This window comes from Pseudoxanthomonas sp. CCNWLW251 (assembly GCF_037402255.1).
In the GTDB taxonomy this organism is placed as follows: domain Bacteria; phylum Pseudomonadota; class Gammaproteobacteria; order Xanthomonadales; family Xanthomonadaceae; genus Pseudoxanthomonas_A.
This window is the reverse complement of record NZ_JBBEGA010000002.1, coordinates 642,418-669,227: the sequence shown is the minus strand read 5'-3', so window position 1 is coordinate 669,227 and position 26,810 is coordinate 642,418. Positions and strand designations below refer to the sequence as shown.

Sequence of the window (26,810 nt, the reverse complement as noted above, 5' to 3'; positions counted from 1 at the left end):
AGCGGCAGGGGCGCTGAAGGTGTCGCTTGACAGTGCGCAAGGGGATTGGGATATAAGTAGCAACGCAGCGGGGCCGGTTCGTCAATGAAGCGCCGCGCGCATGGGGAAATCAGGTAATGACGCAGAACGAAGGCCAGGCCGGTGGACTCCACGGCCTACGGGTCATGGTGATCGATGACTCGAAAACGATCCGCCGCACCGCGGAAACCCTGCTCAAACGCGAGGGTTGCGAAGTCGTGACCGCGACGGACGGCTTCGAGGCCTTGGCCAAGATCGCCGACCAGCAGCCGCAGATCATCTTCGTGGATATCATGATGCCGCGCCTGGACGGGTATCAGACCTGCGCGCTGATCAAGAACAACCAGGTGTTCAAGTCCACGCCGGTCATCATGCTGTCGTCCAAGGACAGCCTGTTCGACAAGGCGCGCGGGCGCATCGTCGGCTCGGAGCAGTACCTGACCAAGCCGTTCACGCGCGAGGAACTCCTCGACGCCATCCGCGCCCACGTCAGCACCTGAGGGGGCTGGCGGCATGGCGACCATTCGCACTGAACGCACAGGGGGCGGGCCATGATCCGCACACCGTTCGATACGCTTGCCGAATACGAACGCCGCAGCCTGGCGCACGCCGTGGCGCAGCCGGCGCGGGAAATCGCGCAGGACCAGTACCGTGGCGTCGGCTACCGCGTGGGCAAGCGCCGGCTGATTTCCAACTTCGGGGAAGTGGTGGAAATCGTGCAGATGCCGCCGGTCACGCCGGTGCCGGGCGCGCATCCGTGGCTGCTGGGCATCGGCAACCTGCGCGGCAACCTGTTCCCGGTGGTCGACCTGAAGCAGTTCCTCGAGGGCGAGCGCACGGTGCTGCATGAAGGCCAGCGCGTACTGGTCATGCGCCAGGCCGGCGGCGATGTCGCGCTGACCATCGACGAGCTGTACGGGCAGCGCAGCTTCCATGAATCGCAGCAGGTCGAGCCGGGGGAACTGGCGGACGGCCGCTACGCGCATTTCATCGAGCGGGCCTTCGCCAGCGACGACCAGCGATGGGGTGTTTTTGCGCTGGGACTGCTCGCGCGCACGCCCGAATTCCGTCAGACCGCGCTTTGAGCGCGGACAACAAGAACAATCCAGGGGTTGAACGATGAGCACTGCGACGGATTCTCCCAGCGCCAGCAAGATCGGCAGTTTCGGCAACAGCTTCTGGTTGCTGCTGCTCGCGCTTTCGGTGCTGGTCTTCGGTGCCAACACCGGTGTGTCGACATACAACGGCAGCCGTCTATCCGGCGCCAGTACCGGCGCCTCGGACATGCGCGTGTTGTCGCAGCAGCTGGCCAACCAGGGTCGAGAGGCCGTCGCGGGCAACGCCGAGGCGTTCAAGGCGTTCAAGGAAACCAAGCAGTCGGTCGAGTCCACCGTCTCGGACCTTCAAGCGCGCTATGGAGCTGATAGCACCATCTCCGGCCCGCTGGCCAGGCTGAGCGCCACGTGGGCACCACTGGGCAAGAGTGCCGACCAGATCGTCGCCTCCGAAGCCGCCGTGCTGGCGCTGGCCGGCAACGGCGACCGCTTCGCTGGCCAAGTGCCCAGCCTGCAGGCACAGTTGAACGAAGTGGTGCGCGCGATGTCCGCGGGCGGCGCGCCATCCTCGCAGATCTACAGCGCGCTGCAGCAGGTCGTGCTGGCGGGCACCATGGCCCGCCGCGTGACGGAAATCCGCGCCGGTGGTGTCGGTGCCGCCACCGCCGGCGACGCGCTCGGCCGTGACGCCGTGCTGTTCGGCCAGGTGCTGGAAGGCCTGCGCGACGGCAATCCGGACCTGGGCATCGCGCCGGTCCGCAATGCCGCTGCGCTGGCTGCGCTGCAGAACTCGCAGACCCTGTGGACCGCGATGAAGAAGGACCTGGACGCGATCCTGGCCAGCTCGCGCAACCTGTTCGCCGCGCAGTCTGCGGCGGCGGCGCTGACCAACGGCTCGGGCCAGATGCTCCAGGACAGCACCAACCTGTTCCAGGCGTTTACGGCGTTCGGTTCGGTGCGCGACACGCGTTTCTTCCCGAACTTCTGGCTCGGCATCGCGTCGGGTATCGCGGCGCTGATCTCCATCATCGGCCTGTTGTATTCGTTGTACCGCACCCGCCAGCGCGAGCAGGAAGTGCGCTACCAGACGCAGGTGGAATACAACAGCCGCAACCAGCAGGCGATCATGCGGCTGCTGGACGAAATCAGCTCGCTGGGTGAAGGCGACCTGACGGTGAAGGCCTCGGTGACCGAGGACATGACCGGCGCCATCGCGGACGCCATCAACTACGCCGTGGACGAACTGCGCAACCTGGTGACCACGATCAACGACACCTCCGTGCAGGTGGCCGCATCGACGCAGGAAACCCAGGCCACCGCCCTGCAGCTGGCGGAAGCCGCCGGCCACCAGGCCGACCAGATCACCACCGCCTCCGATCGCATCAGCGAAATCGCGACCAGCATCGACCAGGTGTCGAAGAATTCCACCGAGTCGGCCGAAGTGGCGCAGCGCTCGGTGCAGATCGCGACCGAGGGCGCGGGCGTCGTGCGCGAGACGATCCGCGGCATGGACCAGATCCGCGACCAGATCCAGGAGACCTCCAAGCGCATCAAGCGCCTGGGCGAGTCCTCGCAAGAAATCGGCTCGGTGGTGGAACTGATCAACGACATTTCCGAACAGACCAACATCCTGGCGCTCAACGCCGCCGTGCAGGCGGCCTCGGCGGGTGAAGCGGGCCGTGGCTTCGCGGTCGTGGCCGACGAAGTGCAGCGCCTCGCCGAACGCACCTCGGGCGCGACGCGCCGCATCGAATCGCTGGTGCAGACGATTCAGGCCGATACCAACGAAGCGGTCAGCTCGATGGAGCAGACGACGGCCGAAGTGGTCTCCGGTGCACGCCTGGCCGAGGACGCGGGTACCGCGCTGGGAGAGATCGAGCGCGTGTCCAACGACCTGAACAACCTCATCAAGGGCATCTCCGGCGCCGCGCAGCAGCAGTCCGCCGCCGCGCTGGACATCACCCAGACCATGGGCGTGATCCGCCAGATCACCTCGCAGACCTCGCTGGGTGCGGGGCAGACGGCGGAATCCATCGGTCACCTGGCGCAACTGGCTGCGGACCTGCGCCGCTCGGTCGCCGACTTCAAGCTGCCGGGCTGAGGACGGGACGCACTGCATGAACTTCCTACGCCATCCCGCCTGCCAGCAGCGCGAGGCTGACGGTTCTGCCGTCGCCGCGGGAGCATGCCCATGAGTGCGCTGCGCGAAGCCATGAGCCACGCCGTGCTCGGCTGGGTGAAGCCCGAGCTCGACGAAACCCTGCGCCTGGTGCGGCAGGAAATCGAAGCCTTCGTCGAAACGCCCGCCGATACCAGCCGCATGCGCTTCTGCGCCGGCTACCTGCACCAGGTGCAGGGCACGCTGCGCATGGTCGAGTTGTACGCGCCCGCGATGGTGGCCGAAGAGCTGGAGCTGCTCGCCAAGGCGCTGCAGGAAGGCGGCGTGGTAGACCGTGACGAAGCCTGCTCCACCTTGATGCGCGGCGCGGTGCTGTTGCCGGATTACCTGGAACGGTTGCAGGACGGCCACCGGGACATCCCCATCGTGCTGCTGCCGTTGCTCAACGAAATCCGCGCGTCGCGCGGTGCATCGGGCCTCAACGAAAGCATGCTGTTCCCGCCGGGTGCGCGCGACGACGCGACGCCCAGCGAGGCCGAGATCGACCACGCGCGCAGCAGCCTCAGCGGGCGCAACCGCGAACTGCTCGATACCGTCGGCAACGCGGTCAAGGAAGAGCTCCTGCGCGTGAAGGACGCGCTGGACCTGCATTTGCGCACCGGCAGCGAGGCGCAGGAACTCGAATCGCAGGTTGCCGAACTCGGCAACGTGGCCGACACCCTGGGCATGATGGGCCTGGGCGTGGCGCGCGATGTGGTGATGCAGCAGCGCGACACCCTGCGCGAAGTCGTGGCGGGCGCCCGTCCTGCGGACGAAGGCACGCTGCTCGATGTCGCCGGCGCACTGCTGTATGTCGATGCCTCGCTGGACGATCAGGTCGCGCGCCTGGGCAGTGCCGGCGATGCGGCGCCCGATCCCAGCACGGCCGAATCGCAACGCACGGTCGAAGTGCTGGCACAGGAGGCCATCATCAATTTCGCCGGTGCACGCGAGCGTTTCGTCGCGTTCATCGAGACCAACTGGGACCATGCCGAACTGACCGACGTGCCGCGCCTGCTGGACGAGGTCGCGGGCGCGCTGCGCATGCTCGAACTGGCGCAGGCGGGCGACTACGTCATCGGTGTGCGCCGTTACGTCAGCGGCGAGTTGATCGGCAAGAAGCGCGTGCCCGGCGGCCAGCAGCTGGACACCCTGGCCGATGCGATGGCCAGCCTCGAGTACTACCTGGAAGCGCTGCGCGAGCGCCGCCCGAATCGCGAGGACATCCTCGAGATCACCCGCGGCAGCCTGGAAGCCCTGCGCTACTGGCCGCTGCCGGCCGAAGCCCCGGCGGCTGAAGAAGCAATCCCGCCGGTCGCGGTGGCCCCCGTCGTGGCGCCGGTCGCCGAAGCGCCTGTCGTTGAAGCGCCCGTGGTCGATGGAATTCCCGTCCCCGTGGAGGAAGCGCCCGCGCCAGTCTCGTTCTCCGGGCTGTCGCTGGAACCGATCGACGCCGCGCCCGCCGTATCTTCGCCCGGCGGCGCCAATCCATTCGATCCGGTCGGCTTCGAAGAAGCAGACGGTGATGCCGAGGCGGCCTCGCCGGTGTCGGTGCTGGAAGACACCGGCGCGCCCGTCTTGGAAGCTGGCGATGCACCTTTTGCCGGGGATCACATCGAAACCGCCGCGGACCTGTCCGAGGCGACGCCGGACGTCGTCGATACCGATGCCGATGCGTTGCCCGACCTGCGCCACGAGATTGCCGCTGCGGCGGCCGCGCTGCCGGCGGCGAGCGTGGTGGGCGGCTTCGACGGCGATGCCACGGATATCGACGACGAGATCCGCGACGTCTTCCTCGAAGAGTTCGACGAGGAAATCGTCAACCTGCGCCAGCTGCTGCCCGCCTGGCGCAGCAATCCCGAAGATTTCGATCGCCTGCGCCCGATCCGCCGCGTGTTCCATACCCTGAAGGGCAGTGGACGCCTGGTGGGCGCCAAGACGCTGGGCGAATTCAGCTGGAAGGTCGAGAACATGCTCAATCGCGTGCTCGACCGCACGCGCGCGCCGAGCCACGCGGTGGAAGTCCTGCTGGAACAGGCTTGCGACGCATTGCCGCAACTCAACGCCGCGCTGCGCGGCCAGGGCAGCGTGACGGCCGACCTGGCCGGCCTGCAGGACGTGGCGGATCGCCTGGCCGCGGGTGAAGAGGCGTACTACAGCGCCCAGCCGACCGTGCTGGACGAGGAAGCGGACTTCGTCGAGCCGGCGTTCGCGCAGACGACCGTGCCGGTCACCGAAGACGTGCCTGCGGTGTTCGAACCCGAGACCGAAGGCACGCCGGCGTCGGTCGATGCGGTGCTGCGCGAGATCCTGGAGACCGAGGTCGACAACCATCTCGACACGGTCGATACCTGGCTGCAGAAGGCCCAGGTGGAAGCCACGCCGGTCACGGAAGAACTGCTGCGCGCCGTGCATACGATGAACGGTGCGCTGGCGATGGCGGACGTGCCGGAAATCACCCATGTCACCTCGTCCGCGGAGCAGTACGTCAAACGCCTGCTGTCGGCGGGCGAGACGCCACCGCCGGAAGGCGTGGCCGCACTGGCCGACACCGCGCAGGCGATCCGCCGCAGCATCGCCGCCCTGCAGGCGCCGTCGCCGCGCATTCCGGTATTCGCGGCGCTGGCGGGCCAGCTCGCCGCGCTGCGCGACAGCCTGCCAGACCTGCGCCATGGCGCGCAGATCGTCGACGACGCGCACCAGGGGACCTATGTCGGCCAGATGCCGACGATCGCACCGCCGGTTGCGCCGTCCGACATCGAGCTGTCCGCGTTGGACCTGTCCGCGTATCTCGACAGCGACGCCGCCAACGGTGCGGGCGATCTTGCCGCGACCGGAATGGCGGACGACGCCACGCCGGAAGATGCGGTCGTCGAAACGGCCGATGCCGCACCCGATGCAGTGCTGCACACCGGGGAAACCACCCCGGCGGACGTGGAGCAGCCTGCATCGCAGGGCGTGACGTTCTACGACATCGACTACCGCATCCTGCCTCGCGCACGGCAATCGGAAGTCGAACACGCGACGCCGCCGGAAGAGGTGGGCGAAGACGTTCATGCGGAGGTGGCGGATGACGCCATGATCGGCATGGGGTCCTCCACCGTTGCCGACGCATCGTTGGAAGCCGCAGTACAGGCGCAGGAAGAGGACGCGTTCGCCGAGCCGATCGATGACGCGCTGCTGGTGGACGCCGACCTGCCTGCGTTCCTGGTCGAAACCGAAGCCGTCGTTGTCGACACGGCGCCGGTGCCGGATGACGCGATCACGGACGTGGCGGTCGCCGAAGGCACCGGAAGCACGGGCGACATCACCGACGCGAACGATCTCGCCGACGTTGCCGCGATGGATGTGCCGGAAGCAGGCGAGCCTGATCCGGTGGAAGCGTCCGTCGATGCGGTCGTGACCGTCGACGTCACCGACGAAACGGCGTCCGTCGCCGATGCCATCGATGAGCGCGTGGCGGTGCAGGAAGACGAGGTTGCGATGGGCGAGGTAACGCCGCTCATCGTCGAAGAGGACGGCACCGCGGAGCAGGGTGCCGACGCGCCTGCAGTCGAGAGTCTCTCCATCGAAGACGCGGCGACCGAGGTTGCCGACGGGACGACCGGCTTCGATGGCGCCGTGGAAGAGCCGTTGGTGGACGACGCCGTCGCGGCGGAGCACACGCCTGTCGAAGACGCTGCCGAGCCGGTTGAAACAACGGAAGACGCGGAAGCCTTCGAAGCTGCCGAACAAGCGCCGTCCGATGTCGTCGCCTCCGTGGAAGTCGAGGAGTCTGCCGTGACCAGTGCACCCGCCGACATGCCGGAGCCGGAAGAGGCCCTCGACCTGACCGGGCTCGACCTAGACCTGGTCGAGATCTTCATCGAAGAAGGCAACGACCTGCTCGACCACTCCGACGATCTGATCGCAAAGTTGCGGGAGACACCGGAAGACCGTTCGCTGGTCATCGGCCTGCAGCGCGATCTGCACACGCTGAAGGGCGGCGCCCGGATGGCCGGCATCCATGCCGTGGGCGACCTGGGCCACGCGATCGAATCGATGCTGGAGTCGATCGCCGGCCAGCGCACCGAGCTGGACCGTCGCGCCATCCAGTTGCTGGAACGCGGCTTCGACACGCTGCATGCGCAACTCGCCCGCGTCACCGCGCGTCGCGCCGTCGCCATTCCGGACGGCATGATCGCGGAGTTCAATGCGCGCGCCCGCGGCATCGAACTGCCTGAGACGCCGACGGCGGCGGAAACGTCCATCGCCCCGGTCGAGCTGGCGCCGTTGTCGGCGCCGATCGAGACCGAGGTCGCGGTCCAGGTGGAGGAAGAGTTCTTCCCGATGGGCCAGCAGGAGCAGGTGCGCGTGCGCGCGGACCTGCTGGATCGCCTGGTCAACAACGCCGGCGAAGTGGCGATCTACCGTGCCCGCCTCGAACAGCAGCTGGGCGCGTTCCGCGGTGCGATGGCCGAACTGGACCGCACCAACATCCGTATGCACGATCAGTTGCGCCGTCTCGACCTGGAGACGGAGGCGCAGATCGTCGCGCGTTACCAGCGCGAGCACGACAAGCAGGACCCGACGTTCGATCCGCTGGAACTGGACCGCTTCTCCACGCTGCAGCAGCTCAGTCGCGCGCTGGCCGAATCGGCGGCGGACATCAGCGGCCTGCAGGGCGTGCTCGACGACCTGGCGCGCCAGTACGACGGCCTGCTGCAACAGCAGTCCCGCGTCAGTTCGGAGCTCCAGGATGGCCTGATGCGTGCGCGCATGCTGCCGTTCGAAGGCATCGTGCCGCGCCTGCGCCGCGTGCTGAGGCAGGCCGCCACCGAGACGCACAAGCAGGTCAGCCTGCAGTTCTCCGGGACGCACGGTGAAATGGACCGCAACGTGCTGGACCGCATGACCGCGCCGCTGGAGCACCTGCTGCGCAACTCGGTCGCGCACGGGCTGGAAGGACCCAAGGAACGCCGCAAGGCCGGCAAGCCGGAAGAAGGCACCGTGCACGTGGCGCTGCGTCGCGAAGGCTCGGAAATGGTGCTGGAGGTATCCGATGACGGTGCCGGCCTCAACCGTGATGCCATCCGCAAGCGCGCCGAGCAGCGCGGTCTGCTGCAGCCGGGCGCGGTGCTGCCCGACAGCGCGTTGGACCGCCTGATCCTGGAGCCCGGATTCAGCACCTACGACCAGGTCAGCCAGCTGGCGGGCCGCGGCGTGGGCATGGACGTGGTGTACAACGAGGTGCGCCAGCTGGGCGGCTCGCTGGAAATCAATTCGGTACCGGGCAAGGGGGCGACCTTCACCCTGCGCCTGCCCCAGACGCTGGCGGTCAGTCAGGCCGTGTTCGTGCAGATCGGCGAAACGCAGTTCGCGGTGCCCGTGGCGGCGGTCAGCGGCATCGGCCGCATCAGCCACGCGCGCTTCAGTGCGGGCGTGGGCAGCTACCACTACGCCGGCGAGGACTATCCGCTCTACAACCTGGGCCACCTGGTGGGACAGGGACCGGCGAAGGCGGAAGGCCAGCCGCAGGTGCCGCTGTTGCTGGTGCGCGCGGGCGATCTGCGCGCGGCCGTCGCGGTCGACCAGGTGCTCGGCAATCGCGAGATCGTGGTCAAGCCGGTGGGGCCGCAGATCGCGTCCATCCCCGGCATCTACGGCGCCACGATCACCGGCGACGGCAGCGTGGTGGTGATCCTGGATGCCGCGCCGCTGGTGCGTCGCCATCTCGCGCAGCCGCAGCAGCCGACGCAGCAGGTCACCGCGGTCGAGCAGCGCCGGGTGCCGCTGGTGATGGTGGTCGACGACTCGCTGACCATGCGCAAGGTGACCAGCCGCGTGCTGGAACGCCACAACTTCGAGGTCAGCGCCGCGCGCGATGGCGTCGAAGCGCTGGAGAAACTGGAAGAACGCGTGCCCGACCTGATGCTGCTGGACATCGAAATGCCACGCATGGACGGTTACGAGCTGGCCACCGCGATGAAGGCCGATCCGCGTTTCAAGGACGTGCCCATCGTGATGATCACGTCGCGTACCGGCGACAAGCACCGCCAGCGCGCCTTCGATATCGGCGTGCAGCGCTACCTGGGCAAGCCGTACCAGGAGCTTGACCTGATGCGCAACGTCTACGACCTGCTGGGAATCGCCCGTGTCCGTGAGTGAAGCCAAACGCGTTGCCTTGCTGGCGCGGCCGGGCGAAGCGCGCGAGCGCCTGCGTGTGGCGCTGCATGAAGCCGGCGCCGACATCGTGCTGGAAGACGATCCCAATGCGCTCGATGTGGAAGCCCTCGGCGGCAGCGCGCCGCAGGTGGTGCTGGTGGCGCTGGAGCCGGCCATCGAAGACAGCCTGGAGCGCTTCGACAGCGTGCTGCACGACCCGGCGGTCGCGGTGATATTCGACGAAGCCGAATTGGCTGCGCGGCGCCAGGGCTGGGAAGCCCAGCGCTGGGCGCGGCACCTGGCGGCGAAACTGCACGGGCACCAGGACGTATTGCCGCCTGGTCGCGAAGAAGACGTCGGCCTGCAGCTCGAGCCCGGCTTGCCGGTGACGCCCGCGCAATTGCACGAGGGCGCGGAGATTTCCCTGCACCTGGAAGAAGCGGCCGACATCGCGTTCGAACTTCCGCGTGATGATTTCGCCTACACCGGTGGCCTGGCGACGCGCTCAGCCGCGGAACAGGTCATCGACGCGGACGACTGGCTGCGTCATGCCACGGTCGACGCGGCGCCCGCTGGCGCGCCGGCACCCTCCATCCCCCCGCCGCTCCCGGAAGCGCCCGTCGTGGCGCCGCCGCCAGTGCCAGCTCCGACCTTCGACCTGTCCACGCTGGAACTGGAACCGCTGGAATCCGGCGGTGCCACGGGTGCGGCGCGCGTGCAGGGCGCCGTGCTGGTCTTCGCTGGCATCGGCGGTCCCGACGCAGTGCGGAAGCTGCTGGCCGAGTTGCCGGATGGCTTCCCCAAACCCGTGCTGGTGCATCTGCGCCTGGACGGTGGCCGCTACGACAACCTGGTCCGGCAGATGGAGCGCGTGGCGCACATGCCGGTGTTGCTGGCCGAAGCCGGCAAACCCGCCGAAGCGGGACACATCTACGTGCTGCCCGGTGACGTGGTGCCTTTTGTCGATGCAGGTGTGGTGAGCTTCCGCCCGGGTGCCGTGATCCACACGATGATCCCGCAACTGCCGCCCGCCGACAGCGCGGTGCTGCTGCTCAGCGGCAGCGACAGCGCACTGGTGGATCCGGTCGCCGCGCTGGGCGAGCAGGGTGCGCTGGTGCTGGGCCAGTCGCAGGACGGCTGCTACGACCCGGCGGCACCGAAGGCGCTGGCATCGCGTGGTGCCGAACTGGCCGCGCCCATGCAGCTCGCGCAACGCCTGACCGACCGCTGGTTCTGAGGAACATACGATGGCCCATTCCAACGACGAAATCCGCGGCGTCCTGATCCAGGCAGGCGAGTACCGCCTGCTGCTGCCCAACGCCACCGTGGCCGAAGTGCTCACGCGGGCGCCGGTCGAGCCGATCGCCGACATGCCCGACTGGCTGCCGGGCCGGATCGACTGGCATGGCTGGCCGGTCCCGCTGGTCGCGTTCGGCCGCCTGAGTGGCAATCCGAACGAGCCGGTGGCGCTCAACAGCAAGATCGTGGTGCTGAAGGCGCTGAGTGGCGACAAGGATCGCCCGTACTTCGCGCTGCTGACACCATCGTTCCCGCGCCTGGTGTCGGTCCCGCGTGACGGCCTGCTGGCCGACGCGACCGAAGAAGACCTGCCGGTCGGGGTGAAGGTGCGCGTGCTGCTCGGTGACGAAGCCGCCGTGCTGCCCGACCTGGAAGTGGTCGAATCGATGATCGGCGACGCGCTGGCCAACGCGGCCTGAGATATCGCTGTCGCAGGGTGGGCTTCAGCCCGCCTCCACAAATCCTGCAAGCGAAGCGGCTTTTCCGCGATGCATGCTGGCGGGCCAGGGCCCGCCCTACAGGTCGCCGAAGCGCGATTGCAAGGCGGCGATGGCGGCCAGTCCTGCGGTTTCCGTGCGCAGGATGCGGGGGCCGAGGCGCAATCCGGTGAATCCCGCCGCCGACAGGACCTCGCGGTCGCGTGGTGACCAGCCGCCTTCCGGCCCGATCGCCACCACCACTGCGCCTGATGCCACCTGCACGGTGGCCATCGACACGTCGCCGGCAGGATCCAGCGTCAGTCGCGTCGCGCCGCTGTCGACCATGCGCGCCGCATCCGCCAGTGCGGCCGGTGGCGACAGCGACGGCAGGCGCGCACGCGCACTCTGTTCACAGGCGGACGCGATGACATTGCGCCAGTGCGCCACGCGCTTCCCGGCGCGCTCGGCGTCCAGCTTCACTTCGGTGCGTTCGGCCGTCACGGGGATGATCGCGGCCACGCCCAACTCAGTCGCTTTCTGCAGGATCAGGTCCATCTTCTCGCCCCGCGCGATGCCCTGCAGCAGGGTGATGTGCAGCGGGGATTCGTGGTCCACCGCGCGCATCGACGCGATCTCGGCCACGACCTCGCGCTTGCCGATGGTGGTGATGCGCGCGTTGTAGTCGTGGCCGTCGCCATTGAACAGCACGCAGGCGTCGCCTTCGCGCAGGCGCAGGACACGGGCCAGGTGGTTGGCGGTGGACTCAGGCAGGGCGAGCCGCGCGCCCGTCTGCAACGGCCGTTCAACGAAACAACGAGTCAGACGCATGTGACGCTCCCTGCAGGAGGGGCTTCAGCCCGCGCCACGACGACATGCCCGCCGCCATGACAACGAACGCGCTGCAGCGCACCCGTTGGGTGGATGGCCATGTCGGCGCTTCCGGACCCACAGTCGGGGCTGAAGCTCCGACAGGGAGCGTTCTGGCGGAGGCACGTCATGCCGTCGCCTCGTCGATCGCCGCGCGGGTGACATCGGCCAGCATCTGCAGTTGCTCTTCGTCCACGCAGTACGGCGGCATCCAGTACAGCACGTCGCCGAGCGGGCGCAGCACCACGCCGCGGGCCAATGCAGCCCGGTAGGCTTTCAGGCCAACGCGCGCCGTTGCCGGAAAGGGCGTGGCCTTGTCGCCGTCCCGGGTCAGTTCGAATGCCAGCATCATGCCGGCCTGGCGCACGTCCGCCACGTGGCGGTGCGCGGCCAGCGGCTCGGCCAGCGCCGCCATGGCGCGCGCCGTGGTGCGATTGCGCGCCAGCACGTCGTCGGCGCGGAAGATGTCCAGCGAGGCCAATGCCGCCGCGCAGGCCAGGGGATTGCCCGTGTAGCTGTGCGAATGCAGGAAGGCGCGTTCGCGCGCATCATCGAGGAAGCCATCGTAGATCGTCTCCGTGGCCAGGACTGCGGCCAGTGGCAGGAAGCCACCGGTCAGCCCCTTCGACAGGCACAGCAGGTCGGGCATCACGCCGCTCTGCTCGCTGGCGAACAGCGTGCCGGTGCGGCCGAAGCCTACGGCGATCTCGTCGGCGATCAGGAACGCGCCGCTGGCGTCGCAGAGTTCGCGCACGCGGGCGAGGTAATCCGGGTGGTGCATGCGCATGCCGCCCGCGCACTGCACGCGTGGCTCCACGATCACCGCGCAGACTTCACCCGGATGCTGCTCCAGCAGGGTCGCCAGCGCGGCCGCGGCGCGCGCGGCGCAGTCGGCCGGCGATTCATCGGGCAGCGCGAGGTAGGCATCGGGCGAGGGTGCGAACAGCGCCTCGGCCAGCAGCGGTGCATAGACGCGCCGGTAAAGCGGGATGTCGCCCACCGCCAGCGCTCCCAGCGTCTCGCCGTGGTAGCCATTCTCGAGCGCGATGAACCGGGTGCGGCGGTGTTCGCCCCGGTTGTGGAACCAGTGGAACGCCATCTTCAATGCCACTTCCACGCCGGCGGAGCCGTTGTCGGCGTAGAACACCTTCGATAGCGGCGTGCGTCCCTGTTGGCGCGGTGCGATCGCAAGCAGGCGTTCGGCCAGTTCCACCGCCGGTGCGTGGGTGAAGCCGGCCAGCATCACCTGTTCCAGGGCCATGGCCTGGGTGGCGATGGCGGCGCCGATGCGCGGCTCCGCATGCCCGAACAGGTTGGTCCACCAACTGCTGACGGCGTCCAGGTAACGCGTGCCATCGTGCCCGATGAGCCATGCACCATCGCCGCGCGCGATGGGTACCAGTGGCAAGGTGTGCGGGTGCTCACGCATCTGGGTGCAGGGATGCCACACCACCGACAGATCGCGGGCACGCCAAGCGTCCGCCTCTGCTAGCATTCCCGCTTGATGATCCTGTTGTCGCATCCCCACATGATATCGGCCCCCACCCCCTTCCGTCGCCACGCCCTGCGTGCCGGGCGTGGACGCCGCGCCGCCGCATGAGCCGTCTTCCCACCATCCACGGCATCACCCAGCGCGCAGACGGGCCGGACCGCCATGTCGAGGAACTCGACCTGGAGTTCAGCAACGGCGAACGCCGTCGCTACCATCGGCTCCGTGCGCAGGGTCATGGCGCGGTGGTCGTGGTGCCGATGCAGGACGAGGACACCGTGCTCCTAGTGCGCGAATACGCCGCTGGCATGCACCGTTACGAACTGGGCCTGGTGAAGGGCCGGATCGATGCCGGCGAAACGCCCGAGCAGGCGGCCGACCGCGAACTGAAGGAAGAAGCCGGCTTCGGTGCGCGCCGTATCGATGTGCTGCGCGCCCTGACCTTGGCACCCACTTACATGAGCCACCAGTCCTGGCTGGTGGTGGCAAGAGACCTGTACCCCGAGCGCCTGCCGGGGGATGAACCCGAGGAGTTGGAAGTAGTGCCCTGGAAGTTGCAAGACCTCGACCAGCTGATGCTGCGCGAGGATTTTTCGGAAGGTCGTTCGCTGGCGGCTCTGTTCATCGCCCGCGAATGGCTGAAAGAGCGGACATGAGTCGCATGACCGCCGACCTGCACGAAGCCGTCATCGTCATCGCCCGCGAAGCGGGCCAGGCCATCCTGGCCGTGTACGAGAACGCCTTCGATGTGCAGCGCAAGAGTGACGACAGCCCGCTGACCGCCGCCGACATGGCCGCGCACCAGGTCATCGCCGATGGCCTGCGCCGGCTGACCCCGCAATGGCCGGTGCTGTCGGAGGAAGCCTCCGACATTCCGTGGGCCGAGCGCAGCCAGTGGCCGACGTACTGGCTGGTGGACCCGCTGGACGGCACGCGCGAGTTCATCAAGCGCAATGGCGAGTTCACCGTGAACATCGCGCTGATCGAACAGAACGAGCCCATCTTCGGCGTGGTGCATGCGCCGGTGACCGGCGAGACCTGGCATGCGCGCCAGGGCCGCAATGCGTACCGCCGCATCGGCGAGGTCGACGCGCAGATCCGCACGCGTGCGCCCGCCAGGGGCACGCTGAAGGTGGCGGCCAGCCGTTCGCACCGCGACGCGCGCACGCAGGCTTTCCTGGAGGGCATGGGCGGGATCGAGGAGGTCTCGCTCGGCTCCTCGCTGAAGTTCTGCCGCATCGCCGAAGGCACCCTGGACGTCTATCCGCGCTTCGGCCCCACCAGCGAGTGGGACACCGCCGCCGCGCAGTGCGTGCTGGAAGCTGCCGGTGGCGCACTGCTCGCGCCGGATGGACGTGCATTCCGCTACAACCGCCGCGAGACCCTGCTCAATGGTGATTTCGTGGCCCTGGGCGACATGACGCTGCCATGGCGTGACTGGCTGGCGCGGGCGCAGGACGGCGACCATGGACATGCCCGCAGCGCCTGACGGCGACATCGCGCGCCTGCTGGGCATCATGGCCCGCCTGCGCGATCCCGAGGGCGGTTGTCCGTGGGACCTCGAGCAGGACTTCGCCTCGATCGCGCCCTACACGATCGAGGAAGCGTACGAAGTCGCCGACGCGATCGACCGCAATGACCTGCCGGCGCTGAAGGACGAGCTCGGCGATCTGCTGCTGCAGGTCGTCTTCCATGCGCAGATGGCGAACGAACAGGGCGCGTTCGCGTTCGGGGACGTGGTCGATGCCATCTGCGACAAGATGGTGCGGCGTCATCCGCATGTCTTCGGCGATGCCTCGTTCGCCGATGCCGAGGCGCAGACCGCCAACTGGGAAGCGATCAAGGCGGCCGAGCGGAAAGCGGCCGGTGAAGAGGATGCTTCCGCGCTCGCCGGCGTCTCGCGCGGCCTGCCCGAGTGGCAGCGCGCGGTGAAGCTGCAGTCGCGCGCGGCGCGGGTCGGTTTCGACTGGCCGGATACCGCGCCGGTGATCGACAAGCTGCACGAGGAGATCGATGAAGTCCGCGTTGAACTCGCTGCCGCCCCTTCGCCCGAACGCGACGCGCGGCTGGAGGACGAGATCGGCGACCTGCTGTTCGTCGCCGCCAACCTGGCGCGCCATGCCAAGGTGGATGTGGGCGGTGCGCTGCGTCGCGCCAACCTGAAGTTCGAACGTCGCTTCCGTGCGATGGAAGCGCTGGCCGCGGCAGACGGCACCTCGATGTCCGCGCTGTCGCTGGAGCAACAGGAAGCGTTGTGGGCGCGGGTGAAGCAGCAAGGGCTGTAGGAGGGGCTTCAGCCCCGACCGCGCAAGGCATCGGGGCTGAAGCCCCTCCTACAGGGGTCTCATGAAAATCCTGCTGCTCTTCCTGCTGACCGCACTGACCGAGATCGTCGGCTGCTACCTGCCGTACCTGTGGCTGCGCAAAGGCGGCAGCGCCTGGCTGCTGCTGCCGGCCGCCGTCAGCCTGGCGCTGTTCGCGTGGTTGCTGACCTTGCATCCCACCGCCTCCGGCCGTGTGTACGCGGCCTACGGCGGCGTCTATGTCGCCACCGCGATCTTCTGGTTGTGGGCGGTGGACGCGGTGAAGCCCACCCGCTGGGACCTGCTCGGCGCCGGCTTGTGCCTGGCCGGCATGGCGGTGATCATGTTCTCGCCACGCGCCGCCTGACCCTGTGGGAGGGGACATGAGCCGCTTCGCCAGCTTCCGCGAGTTCTATCCGTTCTACCTCAACGAACACAGCAACCGCACCTCGCGCCGGCTGCACTTCATCGGCAGCTGCGGCGTGCTGGCCCTGCTGGTGTTGGCCCTCGTCGAACGCAATGCGTGGTGGATGCTCGCCGCGCTGTTCTGCGGCTACGGCTTCGCCTGGATAGGCCACTTCTTTTTCGAGAAGAACCGGCCCGCGACCTTCAAGCATCCGTTCTATTCCTTCGCCGGCGACTGGGTGATGTTCAAGGACATCCTCACCGGCAAGATCCGGTTCTGAGCGGCGCATGAGCCGCGTGGTCCGGCACACCGTCCACGCCGCGGCGTTGCTGGTCGGCTTACCGTTGGCCGGACTGTTCGCATACGACTGGGTGGCAGTCAGGCCGCATGTCGCCGAGGTCGAGGTGCTGCTTGCAAGGGCGGAACCGCTGGAGGCATCGCCTCCGCAGCGTGTTCGCGACCTCATCGATGCCGGAGTGGCTTCCCCGGACGCCTACGGAGCACGTCTCGCGCTGGCGCACGTGGATGGCACGGACAGGCGCAGTGTGGTGGGCCGGCACGTGCGCGAACTGCTCTGGCGGTTCCTGCTGCCGCTGCACCTGGACGACTCCGCGATGTATGGCCTCATCGTGTCCCAGGCTTACAACGGTACTGACCGTGGCCTGGCGGCACTCGCGCGACGCGAACATCGCACGTCCCTGGATGCCTTGTCGCCCCTCGAAGCGGCGCGCACCGTTGCCGTCATCCAGGGTTCCTACGTGTTGCGGGACCACCGGCGGGTGGAAGCGCGCGCCGAGTGGCTGCTGGCCCGCACCGGACACGCCCGTTGAGTACCGGTGACGAGCGACCTCACTCGTAGAACATCAGGAACGCCGCGCCCACGATCAGGGCGAAGGCCGCGTAGTGGTTCCATTTCAGCGGCTGCCCCAGGTACCAGGTGCTGAAGCCGGCGAAGACCAGCAGGGTCAGGACCTCCTGGATCGTCTTCAGCTGCACCACCGAGTAGACCGTGCTGCCCATCCGGTTGGCGGGCACCATCAGGGTGTACTCGAAGAAGGCGATGCCCCAGCTGGCCAGGATCGCGACGAACAGCGGAGAGGACTTGTACTTCAGGTGCCCGTACCAGGCGAAGGTCATGAAGACGTTGGAGGCCAGCAGCAGGAACAGGGGGAGAACGCGTTCGATCATGGCGGGGCCGTCGGGGAGGGGTGGCGAAGCGTAATCCCAACTGTGGGCTGAATGGAGCTGCCACCTTCACATGATGTCCACCGGGAGGCCGGTAGCTTCACAAACCTGAAGCCTCTGAAGGAGTTGTCATGCGACACAGTCAGGAAACCGCAGGTCTGGTGTTGGTGGTGGAAGACAACCGGAACATCTCGGAGATGATTGGAGAGTATCTCGAGGGCCGGGGATTCGAGGTCGATTACGCCACCGATGGCCTGGATGGGTACCGGTTGGCGGTGGAGAACAGCTACGACGTGCTGGTGCTGGACCTGATGCTGCCGCGCCTGGACGGGATGGAAGTCTGCAAGCGCCTGCGCACCGAGGCCCGCAAATCCACGCCCGTGCTGATGCTTACCGCGCGCGACACCCTGGACGACAAGCTGACCGGCCTGAGTTCCGGCGCCGACGATTATCTCACCAAGCCCTTCGCCATCCAGGAATTGGAAGCCCGCCTGCGCGCGCTGATCCGCCGTGAGCGCCGCCAGGTCGGCGCCGAAGTGCTGAAGGTCGCCGACCTGGTGCTGGACCCGGTCAGCATGCGCGCGACCCGCGGCGGCACCGAACTGATGCTGTCGCCGATCGGCCTGCGTCTGCTCACCATCCTGATGCGTGAATCGCCGCGCGTGGTGACCCGGCAGGAGATCGAACGCGAGATCTGGGGCAACGGCCTGCCGGATTCGGACACGCTGCGCAGCCACCTGTACAACCTGCGCAAGGTGATCGACAAGCCGTTCGACAAGCCTCTGCTGCATACGGTGCAGAGCGCGGGCTACCGCATCGCGGACATCGGCTGATCCGACCGTCGGGCACGCGCGTCATAATCCCGTCCTCGCCCGACGATACGCCGATGCGCCACGGCCTGCCCCGCAAACTCAGGATCGCCTTCATCCTGCAGGCCGTGATGGTCAGCCTGGCCATCGTGCTGGGCGTGTACCTCATCTCCGCGGTGATCAAGCACAGCCTGATGAATACCGCCCTGCAGGAAGAGGCGACGCACTTCTGGGAGCTGTACAGCGCCAGCACCGCGCAGCCGCCGCCCAACACCCACAACCTGCGCGGCTACCTGGTGGTCAAGGGGCATTCCAACCTCGTCCTGCCGGAGAACCTGCGCAACCTCGCGCCCGGGTTCCATGAGCTGAAGCAGGACGACCAGCTGGTGCTGGTGGACGAAGAGCCCGCCGGCCGCCTCTACCTGGTGTTCCTGCGTTCCCAGGCCGAGCGGCTGGCGTTCTACTTCGGCACCGTGCCGATCATCATGACGCTGGTGGCGATCTACCTGGTGTCCTGGCTGACCTATCGCGCCTCCAAGCGGCTGGTGTCCCCGGTCAGCTGGCTCGCGCGGCAGGTGGCTGAGTGGGATCCGCGCCGTCCCGACGTCAGCGTTCTGGCCCCGGATCGCCTTCCCAGCGACGTGCAGGGCGAGGCGCGCCAGCTCGCTTCCGCGCTGCACGGGCTGGCGCAGCGCGTGACCGCACACGTGGCACGCGAGCGCGACTTCACCCGCGACGCCAGCCATGAATTGCGGACGCCGCTGACCGTGATCCGCGTGGCCACCGACATGGGCATGGCCGAAGACGCGCCGCCGCGCGTCGCGCGCGCGCTGCAACGCATCCAGCGCGCCGGCCGCGACATGGAGGCCGTGATCGATGCGTTCCTGATCCTGGCCCGCGAAGCCGAGGTCGAACCGCAGAGCGAGGACTTCGATGTCGCCGACATCGTCATGGACGAGGCCGAGAACGCACGTGCCCTGCTGTTGAACAAGCCCGTGGACCTGGAAGTCACCCTGCATGCACGGCCGAGGCTGCACGCACCGCCACGGGTGTTCCAGGTGGTGGTCAGCAACCTGCTGCGCAACGCATGCGCGTACACCGACCGGGGCCGCATAGACGTGGTGCTGGAGCCGGACCGCGTGATCGTGCGCGACACCGGCATCGGCATGTCGGCCGAATCGATGACACGGGTGTTCGAGCCGTTCTACCGTGCAGACCCCACGCGTCCGCACGGCAGCGGTCTGGGCCTGTCCATCGTCAGCCGCTTGTGCGACCGCTTCGGCTGGAAGATCGAACTGGACAGCGAGCCGGGGCGCGGAACCACGGCGACGATCCGCTTCGTTCCGTAAACCGAACGGGAACTGACCCGCGGCACGGGTTGTCAACCATGTCGCTCCCGACGCGTTCCCTTCCACGACTCCCCACCTTCCGAGCCGACTCACTGCATGAGCCAGCCTGCACGCACTCCTCTCCGCAAGAAATCCCCGCTGCCCACCCTCCTGCTGGGTATTGCCGTGGTCGCCATTCTGGGCGGCGGCGCCTGGTACTGGACCACGCGGAAGGGAGACGGCGTCGAAAGCGCCTATCGCACGGCGACGGTCGAGCGCGGCGATATCCGCGTGGCCATTTCGGCCACCGGCACGCTCAGCGCCATCTCCACCGTGACCGTGGGCAGCCAGATTTCCGGCCAGGTCACCGACGTGCTGGTCGACTACAACAGCGAAGTGAAGAAGGGCGAGGTGCTTGCGCGCATCGACCCGAGCACCTACGAGGCCCAGATCGAACAGGGCAACGCGCAGATCGCCAACGCCCAGGCCAGCCTGAGGCAGGCGCAGGCAACGCTGGCGAACGCCGAACTGGATTACACGCGCAAGGCCGACCTTGGCCAGCAGAAGCTGGTCGCGCAGAGCGACGTCGACCTGGCGCGCGCCTCGCGCGACCAGGCGCGCGCGCAGGTCAACGCGGCGCAGGCGCAGATCCGCCAACAGACCGCGTCCACGCAAACCACCCGCGTCAACCTCGACCGCACCGTGATCCGCTCGCCGGTGGACGGCGTGGTGCTGACCCGCACCATCGAGCCCGGCCAGACCGTGGCGGCCAGCCTGCAGGCACCGGAACTGTTCACCATCGCCGAAGATCTGTCGAAGATGAAGATCGAGCTGGCCGTCGATGAAGCCGACATCGGCCAGGTGAAGGTCGGGCAGTCGGTCTCGTTCACCGTCGATGCGTTCGCCGATCGCCAGTTCCGCGGCGAAGTGCAGCAGGTGCGGTTGTCGGCGACCACCACCAGCAACGTCGTGACGTATCCGGTGGTGGTCAGCGTGGACAACAGCGACGGCACCCTGCTGCCGGGCCTCACCGTCAACGCCGAGATCGAGGTCAGCAAGCGCGACAACATCCTCAAGATCTCCAACGCGGCCCTGCGCTACAAGCCGACCGGTGAACAGTCGGGCGCGGCGTCGCCCGCGCAGGCGACGCCGCAGGGCGGACAGAATCGCGGGGGTGGCGTCAGCGACGATCTGGTGCGCGTGGCCGGCACCCTGCAGCTGAAGCCCGAACAGCAGGCCGCTTTCGATGCGGCGCTTGCCGCGCTGCGCGAGCGCCAGGCCGCCCGCATGGCGCAGGCGCAGGAACGCGGGGCCAGCATGTTCGGCGGACCGGGTGGCGGGCAACGCTCCGGTGGCAATGCCGGGGGTGGTTCGGGCGCGATGCAGGCGCAGATGCGCCAGCGCATGGCCGACCGCATGCAGCAGGATTTCGCGCCGTTCCGCGCCACGCTCGACGACACGCAGAAACAACGCTGGGACGGCGAACTGCGCACGCTGCTTGCCGCCAAGCGTGCGCCGGTGTACGCGCTGGTCAACGGCAAGCCCGAGATGGTGCAGGTCCGCATCGGCGCCAGCGACGGTACCAGCACCGAGGTGTCCGGTCCGGTGAAGGAAGGCGACGTGGTGGTCGTGGGCGAGCGCGCGAAGGAATGAGCATGCCGTCAGCGAATGCCGACGACCGCGTGCCGGTCATCCAGACACGCGCGCTGGGGAAGGTCTATTCCGCAGGCACCGAAGCGGAAGTGGTCGCATTGCGCGGCGTGGACATGCGCGTGGCACGGGGCGACTTCGTCGCGATCATGGGGCCGTCGGGCTCGGGCAAGTCCACGCTGATGAACCTGATCGGCTGCCTGGACACCCCCAGCGATGGCAGCTATGCCTGCGACGGCATCGACGTGGCCACGCTGGACGCCGAGCAGTTGGCGATCCTGCGGCGCGAGAAGATCGGCTTCGTCTTCCAGGGCTTCCACCTGCTGCCGCGCATGACCGCGCTGGAGAATGTCGCCATGCCGCTGGGGTACGCGCAGGTACCGCCGGCCGAACGCACCGAGCGCGCGCGCCAGGCGCTGGCCGCGGTCGGGCTGGCTGAGCGCGCCGGCCACCGGCCCAGCGAGCTTTCCGGCGGCCAGCAGCAACGCGTGGCGATCGCGCGCGCACTGATCAACCAGCCGCCCATCCTGCTGGCCGACGAGCCCACCGGCGCACTGGACAGCAAGACCGGCGAGGAAATCCTGTCGCTGTTCAAGCGCCTGCGCGACGACGGCCACACCGTCATCCTGATCACCCACGACGCGGAAGTCGCCGCGCATGCCGACCGCATCCTGGTGATGCGCGATGGTGAGTTGCACGAAGACCTGGACCACGCGGGAGGCTGGTCATGAAGTTCTCCGACATCCTGCGCACGGCGTTGCATGCGCTGCGCGGGAACTGGATGCGCAGCGCGCTGACCTCGCTGGGCGTGATCATCGGCATCGCGGCCGTCATCGTCATGGTGTCGGTGGGGCAGGGCACGCAGGCCGAGATCGACAAGCTGGTCTCCGGCCTGGGTTCCCAGCGACTGGACATCAGCCCGGGTGCCGGCCGGGGTCCCGGCGGGGGTGGCGTGCGCATGAGTTCCAGTAGTTTCTACACCCTCAACGAGGGCGACGTGGAAGCGATCCGCAACGAGATCCCCGAAGTGCAGTACGTGGCCGGTGCGTTGCGCGGCAACACCCAGATCGTGTTCGCCGAGAACAATGCGTCGACCAGCTGGCAAGGCGTGCAGGCCGACTTCTTCGACATCAACGGCTGGGTCATCGCCAATGGCGAAGGCTTCGATGCGCAGGACTACTCCAGCGCCGGCAAGGTGGTGATCCTCGGCGAGACGGTGCGACGCACCCTGTTCGGCGAGGACAGCGGCGTCGGCCAGACCGTGCGCCTGGGGCGCGTGCCGTTCACCGTGGTGGGCACGCTGGCGCCGAAGGGCCAGGGCGGCTTCGGCCAGGACCAGGACGACGTGATGATGGTGCCGCTGGAGACCGCGCGCCGTCGCCTGCTCGGTTCGATGGGCCTGCCGCCGGGCGCGGTGATGCAGGTGGCGCTGACCGTGGCCGATGCCAAGGACCTGAGCTACGTGCAGGGCGAAGTGGAAGCGCTGCTCCGCCAGCGGCACAAGATCAATCCGGGCGAAGAGGACGACTTCAACGTCCGCAACATCTCCGAGATCGTCGCCACGCGAACGGCCACGACCAAGTTGATGTCGCTGCTGCTGGGCGCGGTGGCCACCATTTCGCTGATCGTCGGCGGCATCGGCATCATGAACATCATGCTGGTGTCGGTGACCGAGCGCATCCGCGAGATCGGCCTGCGCATGGCGGTGGGTGCGGGGCCCGGCGACGTGCGCCGGCAGTTCCTCGCCGAGGCCATGTTGCTGTCGCTGGGCGGCGGTGTGCTGGGCATCGTCATCGGCGTGGTCGGCGCGCTGCTGGTGGGCCAGTTCAGCGAGCTGCCGGTGGCGTTGAACGGGCAGGTGATCGGCCTGGCCGCCGGCTTCTCGATCGCGACCGGCCTGTTCTTCGGCTACTACCCCGCGCGCAAGGCCTCGCAGCTGGACCCCATCGAAGCGCTGCGTTCGCAATAGCCGGCGGCGGGGCTGGTGCGACGCGATGGCGGGAGTATGCTGGTCCCCCGTCGCCTCGTACGGTGGCCGCTTGCCATGAGTGCGCGTCAACTACGCAGGCCCCTGGCGCTGGCGATCCATGGCGGTGCCGGTGTCATCGAACGGAACGCGCTGGGCGCGGAGGCCGAGCGTGCGATCCGGGCCGAACTGGATCGCGTGCTGGATGCGGGCCACGCGGTCCTCGGCAACGGCGGCACGGCGCTGGATGCGGTGGAAGCGGCAGTCGCGATGCTCGAGGACTCGCCTTACTTCAATGCCGGCTACGGGGCCGTGTTTACTGCCGACGGACGACACGAACTGGATGCTTCCATCATGGATGGCCACGGTCGCCGCGCCGGCGCGGTCGCGGGCGTGTCGACGGTGCGTCATCCCGTGCGGCTGGCACGCCGGGTGCTGGAGGAGTCGTCGCACGTGTTCCTGATCGGGGAAGGCGCTGAACAATATGCCGACACCCATCCCGACATCGAGCGCGTACCCAACGAATGGTTCGACACCGAGCCGCGCCGCGAACAGCTGCGGCAGGCGCAGCAGCGTGAGCAGCGCGCGTGGCAGGCCAGCCAGGACCTGCGCGGGAAGTACTTCGGCACGGTGGGTGCGGTCGCGCTGGATTCGCACGGGCACGTTGCGGCGGCTACTTCCACCGGCGGCATGACCAACAAGCGCTGGGGCCGTGTCGGTGATTCGCCACTGATCGGCGCAGGCACATGGGCCGATGCACATTGCGCCGTTTCATGCACCGGCTGGGGCGAGTACTACATCCGCAATGCGGTGGCGCACGACATCGCGGCACGCGTGGCGTATCGCGGCGACCGGCTGCAGGTGGCCGCGGAGGACGTGATCCTGGGAGAAGTGCCCGCGCACGGTGGCGATGGAGGTGCGATCGCGCTCGACCGGGAGGGCAACATCGCGCTGGTATTGAGCACGACAGGCATGTACCGGGGCTGGATCGGTCCGGATGGTTCGCGCGGCATCGCCATCTACCAGGACGCCTGAGTGTCGCCTGCGTCCGGTGGTGCGCGTGGATTTGAGCTCGGTGAGGACACGTGCCGCCAGCTGCGCACTCAGGCCCTGCGCCTGTGCCGGCGTGCGCAGGATGCCGATGACCTGGTGCAGGACACCTTGCTGATCGCCCTGCAGGCGGGTCGCCATGATCTGCCCTGGCTCTCGGGCGTGCTGCGACGGCAGGCCATGCTCACCGCGCGCACGGCGGTGCGGCGGCGCGCACGCGAAGCGACGGCGGCGGACATCGATGATGCCGCCGACGGATCCGCAGGGGAGACCGCGGCGTTGATGCCGCCCTGGCTGGAGGGGCTGCCGCCTTCGGCGCGTCGCGTCGCGGTACTGGCGCTGCACGGGCTGTCCGCGGACGAGATCCGCTGGCTGCTGCGCATCGAACCCACGGCGTTCCGCCAGCGCCTCACGCGCATCCGGCGGACACTGGCGGCCCAAACATCGGCGGTGCGTGCGGACAGCATCGCCCTGGCGTATGCACGCGATCCGACGCGCTGCGTGGCGCTGCAGTTCGGTTTGACCCGGCGAGTGCTGAAGGCCGCCATGCGCGTGGGCAAGGGCCTGGGAACGCACGATCCCGACGGCCACCTGATCCTGATCGACGCCGGTGCTCACACATCGCCTTCCCGCGGCAACAGAAAGAAGTGAATCCCACAGAAAGAGATCCCATGCTCACGAACTGCAAGGTAGGCGCCATCGTTTTCTTCGTTTCCGATCTGGCCCGGTCGGTGACGTTCTATCGCGACACCCTCGGGCTGCCGCTGGAGTTGCTGGACGGGCATGACGGCCCATGGGCGACGGGCGAAGTGGACGGGCTGGCGTTGGTCCTGATTCCACGCCCTGCCCGCGCGGGAGAATCGCCGGTCGTCGTCTTCAGTCTCGAGGGTGGCATCGATGACTATGCCGAGGCATTGGCAGCCAGTCAGGTGGAGATCGTGGTGCCCGTGAGCGAATCGCCCGATGGAGGTCTGTCACTGGATTTCCTCGATCCCGACGGCAACGTCCTGAGCCTCCATCAACCTGCCGGCGCCGCCCGCAGGCGCTGAATCGCATCACATGGGGGGTTGCGTCACGGCGGAACAGCCCTTCGCGATGCGACTCGTTCTCATGGCTACCGGTGGCATCCTGCACTTCACTCCCAGGCATGAAAATGTGAGCTGTAAATCCGTATCTAGAACGAAAATTACAAGCTAGATTCGGCCCACTGCGCTTTCCGGCGCGGCAATCACAACACTCGGAGTCGGATCGGCTTATGAAGAAGAATCGCATGGCGAAGTGGGTGGGTTTGGCGCTGGTGACGATGGGCGCGGCGCAAGCCGCCAACGCGGGCGGCAGGCCGGACCTGGTGATCAACGGATTGAAAGCAGGTCAGCCCCACGTCAGTGGCGAGCTGCTGGTGAAGTATCGCGATGGCGCGGTGGCCGGCGACCGTGACGCCGTCGTGCACGGGCTGGGTGCGCAGAAGCTGGAGACGGTGCGTCGCGGCAATGGCCGCCGTGGCGAAATCGCGCTGCTGAAGCTGCCGGGCAACGTGGACCTGTCTGCGGCCGTGCAGGCGCTCAGCGCCGATCCGGCCGTCGAGTACGCTGAACCGAACTGGACGTATCAGCACAACGCAGTATCCAACGACACCTACGCCACCAACGGCTCGCTGTGGGGCATGTACGGTGATGCGGGCACGCCCGCGAATGCTTACGGCTCGCAGGCCTCCGAGGCATGGGCGGCCGGCCACACCAGCTGCGGCAACGTCGTCGTCGGCGTGATCGACGAAGGCATCTACTTCAGCCACGAAGACCTGGCGGCCAACATCTGGACCAATCCGTACGACCCGGTCGACGGCGTGGACAACGACGGCAACGGCTACGTCGATGACGTGCGGGGCTGGGACTTCGATGGCAACAGCAATAACATCAATTCCGGCGGCGCCAACGACGACCACGGCACCCACGTGGCCGGCACCATCGCCGGCGTCGGCGGCAACGGCAAGGGCGTGGCCGGCGTGTGCTGGAGCGGCGTCAAGTTGATCAGCGGCAAGTTCCTCGGCCGTCGCGGCGGCAACACGGCCAATGCGGTCAAGGCGCTGGACTACTTCACCGACCTCAAGACCCGCCATGGCCTGAACCTGGTGGCGACCAACAATTCGTGGGGCGGCGGTGGTTATTCGCAGGCCCTGAGCGATGCGATCGACCGCGCCGGCCAGGCCGAGATCCTGACGATCGTCGCGGCGGGCAACGACAGCGTCAATTGCGAAGGCAACACCTCCGGTGCCTGCTACCCGGCGTCGTATCCCAATGCGAGCATCATCTCGGTGGCGGCACTGCGCTCCACCGGCGCGCTGGTCTACAACTATGGCGTGACCACCGTGGACCTAGGCGCGCCCGGCTACGGTATCTGGTCGACGGTGCCGACCTCGTCGAAGGGCAAGATCGTGTCCGGCTATGCCAGCTACAACGGCACGTCGATGGCGACGCCGCACGTCACCGGCGCAGCGGCCCTGTATGCGTCCACGCGCCCGGGCGTGACCGCGGCGCAGATCAAGGCGGCGATCCTCGGTGCCGCCGTGCCTACACCCTCGCTGCAGGGCAAAACGGTCACGGGCGGACGCCTCGACGTCAGCGGTTTCTGACGCTCCGCGATGCTCCAGGCATGAAGAAGCCCGGC

General features: G+C 67.8%; 24 protein-coding genes. 21 read left to right on the top strand and 3 right to left on the bottom strand.

Translation table 11 applies throughout. From position 1 onward, the window contains the following. Positions 1-116: 116 nt before the first annotated feature. The 6 genes from WBN46_RS10180 (at position 117) to WBN46_RS10155 (ending at position 11,093) form a co-directional block, all read left to right on the top strand. Positions 117-518, top strand: coding sequence for a response regulator (locus WBN46_RS10180; RefSeq protein WP_055940451.1), 402 nt, complete (start codon positions 117-119; stop codon positions 516-518). 54 nt (positions 519-572) lie between these two features. Further along, on the top strand, positions 573-1,103 hold the full coding sequence (locus WBN46_RS10175; protein WP_185742153.1) for a chemotaxis protein CheW: 531 nt from the start codon (positions 573-575) through the stop codon (positions 1,101-1,103). 34 nt (positions 1,104-1,137) lie between these two features. Beyond that, positions 1,138-3,174: a methyl-accepting chemotaxis protein gene (locus tag WBN46_RS10170; protein WP_337731394.1), complete on the top strand. Its 2,037-nt coding sequence runs from the start codon at positions 1,138-1,140 to the stop codon at positions 3,172-3,174. Between the two features lie 90 nt (positions 3,175-3,264). Then, positions 3,265-9,378 (top strand): Hpt domain-containing protein, encoded by a 6,114-nt coding sequence (locus WBN46_RS10165; RefSeq protein WP_337731393.1) that lies wholly within the window; start codon positions 3,265-3,267, stop codon positions 9,376-9,378. Continuing rightward, positions 9,371-10,612 carry a chemotaxis protein CheB gene (locus WBN46_RS10160; protein WP_337731392.1) on the top strand — a complete coding sequence of 414 codons (1,242 nt, stop codon included), beginning with the start codon at positions 9,371-9,373 and terminating at the stop codon, positions 10,610-10,612. The genes WBN46_RS10165 and WBN46_RS10160 overlap by 8 nt, the downstream gene beginning before the upstream one ends. A 10-nt stretch (positions 10,613-10,622) precedes the next feature. Beyond that, positions 10,623-11,093 carry a chemotaxis protein CheW gene (locus WBN46_RS10155; RefSeq protein WP_192201951.1) on the top strand — a complete coding sequence of 157 codons (471 nt, stop codon included), beginning with the start codon at positions 10,623-10,625 and terminating at the stop codon, positions 11,091-11,093. Positions 11,094-11,189: 96 nt separating this feature from the next. Here WBN46_RS10155 and WBN46_RS10150 read toward each other — a convergent pair whose 3' ends face one another. Then, entirely contained in the window at positions 11,190-11,921 is a 732-nt protein-coding gene (locus WBN46_RS10150) for a 16S rRNA (uracil(1498)-N(3))-methyltransferase (RefSeq protein ID WP_337731391.1), read from the bottom strand. Positions 11,922-12,087: 166 nt separating this feature from the next. After that, entirely contained in the window at positions 12,088-13,482 is a 1,395-nt protein-coding gene (bioA, locus tag WBN46_RS10145; protein WP_337731390.1) for an adenosylmethionine--8-amino-7-oxononanoate transaminase, read from the bottom strand. A 74-nt stretch (positions 13,483-13,556) separates the two neighbouring features. Here bioA and nudE point away from each other — a divergent pair, with 74 nt between their 5' ends. The 6 genes from nudE (at position 13,557) to WBN46_RS10115 (ending at position 16,988) form a co-directional block, all read left to right on the top strand. Further along, positions 13,557-14,105, top strand: coding sequence for an ADP compounds hydrolase NudE (gene nudE / locus WBN46_RS10140; protein WP_142125793.1), 549 nt, complete (start codon positions 13,557-13,559; stop codon positions 14,103-14,105). After that, on the top strand, positions 14,102-14,938 hold the full coding sequence (cysQ, locus tag WBN46_RS10135; protein ID WP_337731389.1) for a 3'(2'),5'-bisphosphate nucleotidase CysQ: 837 nt from the start codon (positions 14,102-14,104) through the stop codon (positions 14,936-14,938). The genes nudE and cysQ overlap by 4 nt, the downstream gene beginning before the upstream one ends. Continuing rightward, positions 14,922-15,734, top strand: coding sequence for a nucleoside triphosphate pyrophosphohydrolase (gene mazG / locus WBN46_RS10130; RefSeq protein ID WP_337731911.1), 813 nt, complete (start codon positions 14,922-14,924; stop codon positions 15,732-15,734). Before cysQ ends, mazG begins: the two co-directional genes overlap by 17 nt. A 61-nt stretch (positions 15,735-15,795) precedes the next feature. Beyond that, positions 15,796-16,119, top strand: a complete 324-nt coding sequence (locus WBN46_RS10125; protein ID WP_337731388.1) for a YnfA family protein — start codon at positions 15,796-15,798, stop codon at positions 16,117-16,119. A 16-nt stretch (positions 16,120-16,135) separates the two neighbouring features. Continuing rightward, complete coding sequence (locus WBN46_RS10120) at positions 16,136-16,438, top strand: DUF962 domain-containing protein (protein WP_337731387.1); 303 nt, start codon at positions 16,136-16,138, stop codon at positions 16,436-16,438. Between the two features lie 7 nt (positions 16,439-16,445). Further along, a complete protein-coding gene (locus WBN46_RS10115) occupies positions 16,446-16,988 on the top strand; it encodes a hypothetical protein (RefSeq protein WP_337731386.1) in 543 nt (180 codons plus the stop codon). A 19-nt stretch (positions 16,989-17,007) separates the two neighbouring features. Here WBN46_RS10115 and WBN46_RS10110 read toward each other — a convergent pair whose 3' ends face one another. After that, positions 17,008-17,346: a DMT family protein gene (locus WBN46_RS10110; protein WP_337731385.1), complete on the bottom strand. Its 339-nt coding sequence runs from the start codon at positions 17,344-17,346 to the stop codon at positions 17,008-17,010. A gap of 128 nt (positions 17,347-17,474) precedes the next feature. Here WBN46_RS10110 and WBN46_RS10105 point away from each other — a divergent pair, with 128 nt between their 5' ends. The 9 genes from WBN46_RS10105 to WBN46_RS10065 all read left to right on the top strand — a co-directional run bounded on the left by WBN46_RS10105 (position 17,475) and on the right by WBN46_RS10065 (position 26,775). Beyond that, on the top strand, positions 17,475-18,176 hold the full coding sequence (locus WBN46_RS10105; protein ID WP_055940490.1) for a response regulator transcription factor: 702 nt from the start codon (positions 17,475-17,477) through the stop codon (positions 18,174-18,176). Positions 18,177-18,229: 53 nt separating this feature from the next. Beyond that, entirely contained in the window at positions 18,230-19,501 is a 1,272-nt protein-coding gene (locus tag WBN46_RS10100) for a HAMP domain-containing sensor histidine kinase (protein WP_192201944.1), read from the top strand. A 96-nt stretch (positions 19,502-19,597) separates the two neighbouring features. After that, complete coding sequence (locus WBN46_RS10095; protein ID WP_337731384.1) at positions 19,598-21,133, top strand: efflux RND transporter periplasmic adaptor subunit; 1,536 nt, start codon at positions 19,598-19,600, stop codon at positions 21,131-21,133. Between the two features lie 2 nt (positions 21,134-21,135). Then, complete coding sequence (locus WBN46_RS10090) at positions 21,136-21,861, top strand: ABC transporter ATP-binding protein (RefSeq protein WP_337731383.1); 726 nt, start codon at positions 21,136-21,138, stop codon at positions 21,859-21,861. Then, positions 21,858-23,099, top strand: a complete 1,242-nt coding sequence (locus tag WBN46_RS10085; RefSeq protein WP_337731382.1) for an ABC transporter permease — start codon at positions 21,858-21,860, stop codon at positions 23,097-23,099. Before WBN46_RS10090 ends, WBN46_RS10085 begins: the two co-directional genes overlap by 4 nt. 75 nt (positions 23,100-23,174) lie before the next feature. Next, positions 23,175-24,131 carry an isoaspartyl peptidase/L-asparaginase gene (locus tag WBN46_RS10080; RefSeq protein ID WP_337731381.1) on the top strand — a complete coding sequence of 319 codons (957 nt, stop codon included), beginning with the start codon at positions 23,175-23,177 and terminating at the stop codon, positions 24,129-24,131. Then, positions 24,132-24,797, top strand: coding sequence for a hypothetical protein (locus WBN46_RS10075; RefSeq protein ID WP_337731380.1), 666 nt, complete (start codon positions 24,132-24,134; stop codon positions 24,795-24,797). Positions 24,798-24,817: 20 nt separating this feature from the next. Then, positions 24,818-25,195 (top strand): VOC family protein, encoded by a 378-nt coding sequence (locus WBN46_RS10070; RefSeq protein WP_337731379.1) that lies wholly within the window; start codon positions 24,818-24,820, stop codon positions 25,193-25,195. 206 nt (positions 25,196-25,401) lie between these two features. Continuing rightward, a complete protein-coding gene (locus tag WBN46_RS10065; protein ID WP_337731378.1) occupies positions 25,402-26,775 on the top strand; it encodes a S8 family serine peptidase in 1,374 nt (457 codons plus the stop codon). Positions 26,776-26,810: the final 35 nt, after the last annotated feature.

Bases quoted from the DNA above. Each gene is read 5' to 3' on its own strand.
- WBN46_RS10100 (WP_192201944.1), top strand. From the start codon at position 18,230: ATGCGCCACGGCCTGCCCCGCAAACTCAGGATCGCCTTCATCCTGCAG.
- nudE (WP_142125793.1), top strand. From the start codon at position 13,557: ATGAGCCGTCTTCCCACCATCCACGGCATCACCCAGCGCGCAGACGGG.
- WBN46_RS10155 (WP_192201951.1), top strand. From the start codon at position 10,623: ATGGCCCATTCCAACGACGAAATCCGCGGCGTCCTGATCCAGGCAGGC.
- WBN46_RS10125 (WP_337731388.1), top strand. From the start codon at position 15,796: ATGAAAATCCTGCTGCTCTTCCTGCTGACCGCACTGACCGAGATCGTC.
- mazG (WP_337731911.1), top strand. From the start codon at position 14,922: ATGCCCGCAGCGCCTGACGGCGACATCGCGCGCCTGCTGGGCATCATG.
- WBN46_RS10150 (WP_337731391.1), bottom strand. From the start codon at position 11,921: ATGCGTCTGACTCGTTGTTTCGTTGAACGGCCGTTGCAGACGGGCGCG.
- WBN46_RS10180 (WP_055940451.1), top strand. From the start codon at position 117: ATGACGCAGAACGAAGGCCAGGCCGGTGGACTCCACGGCCTACGGGTC.
- WBN46_RS10095 (WP_337731384.1), top strand. From the start codon at position 19,598: ATGAGCCAGCCTGCACGCACTCCTCTCCGCAAGAAATCCCCGCTGCCC.
- WBN46_RS10115 (WP_337731386.1), top strand. From the start codon at position 16,446: ATGAGCCGCGTGGTCCGGCACACCGTCCACGCCGCGGCGTTGCTGGTC.
- WBN46_RS10085 (WP_337731382.1), top strand. From the start codon at position 21,858: ATGAAGTTCTCCGACATCCTGCGCACGGCGTTGCATGCGCTGCGCGGG.
- WBN46_RS10105 (WP_055940490.1), top strand. From the start codon at position 17,475: ATGCGACACAGTCAGGAAACCGCAGGTCTGGTGTTGGTGGTGGAAGAC.
- WBN46_RS10170 (WP_337731394.1), top strand. From the start codon at position 1,138: ATGAGCACTGCGACGGATTCTCCCAGCGCCAGCAAGATCGGCAGTTTC.
- cysQ (WP_337731389.1), top strand. From the start codon at position 14,102: ATGAGTCGCATGACCGCCGACCTGCACGAAGCCGTCATCGTCATCGCC.
- WBN46_RS10090 (WP_337731383.1), top strand. From the start codon at position 21,136: ATGCCGTCAGCGAATGCCGACGACCGCGTGCCGGTCATCCAGACACGC.
- WBN46_RS10165 (WP_337731393.1), top strand. From the start codon at position 3,265: ATGAGTGCGCTGCGCGAAGCCATGAGCCACGCCGTGCTCGGCTGGGTG.
- WBN46_RS10065 (WP_337731378.1), top strand. From the start codon at position 25,402: ATGAAGAAGAATCGCATGGCGAAGTGGGTGGGTTTGGCGCTGGTGACG.
- WBN46_RS10070 (WP_337731379.1), top strand. From the start codon at position 24,818: ATGCTCACGAACTGCAAGGTAGGCGCCATCGTTTTCTTCGTTTCCGAT.
- WBN46_RS10110 (WP_337731385.1), bottom strand. From the start codon at position 17,346: ATGATCGAACGCGTTCTCCCCCTGTTCCTGCTGCTGGCCTCCAACGTC.
- WBN46_RS10080 (WP_337731381.1), top strand. From the start codon at position 23,175: ATGAGTGCGCGTCAACTACGCAGGCCCCTGGCGCTGGCGATCCATGGC.
- WBN46_RS10120 (WP_337731387.1), top strand. From the start codon at position 16,136: ATGAGCCGCTTCGCCAGCTTCCGCGAGTTCTATCCGTTCTACCTCAAC.
- bioA (WP_337731390.1), bottom strand. From the start codon at position 13,482: ATGCGACAACAGGATCATCAAGCGGGAATGCTAGCAGAGGCGGACGCT.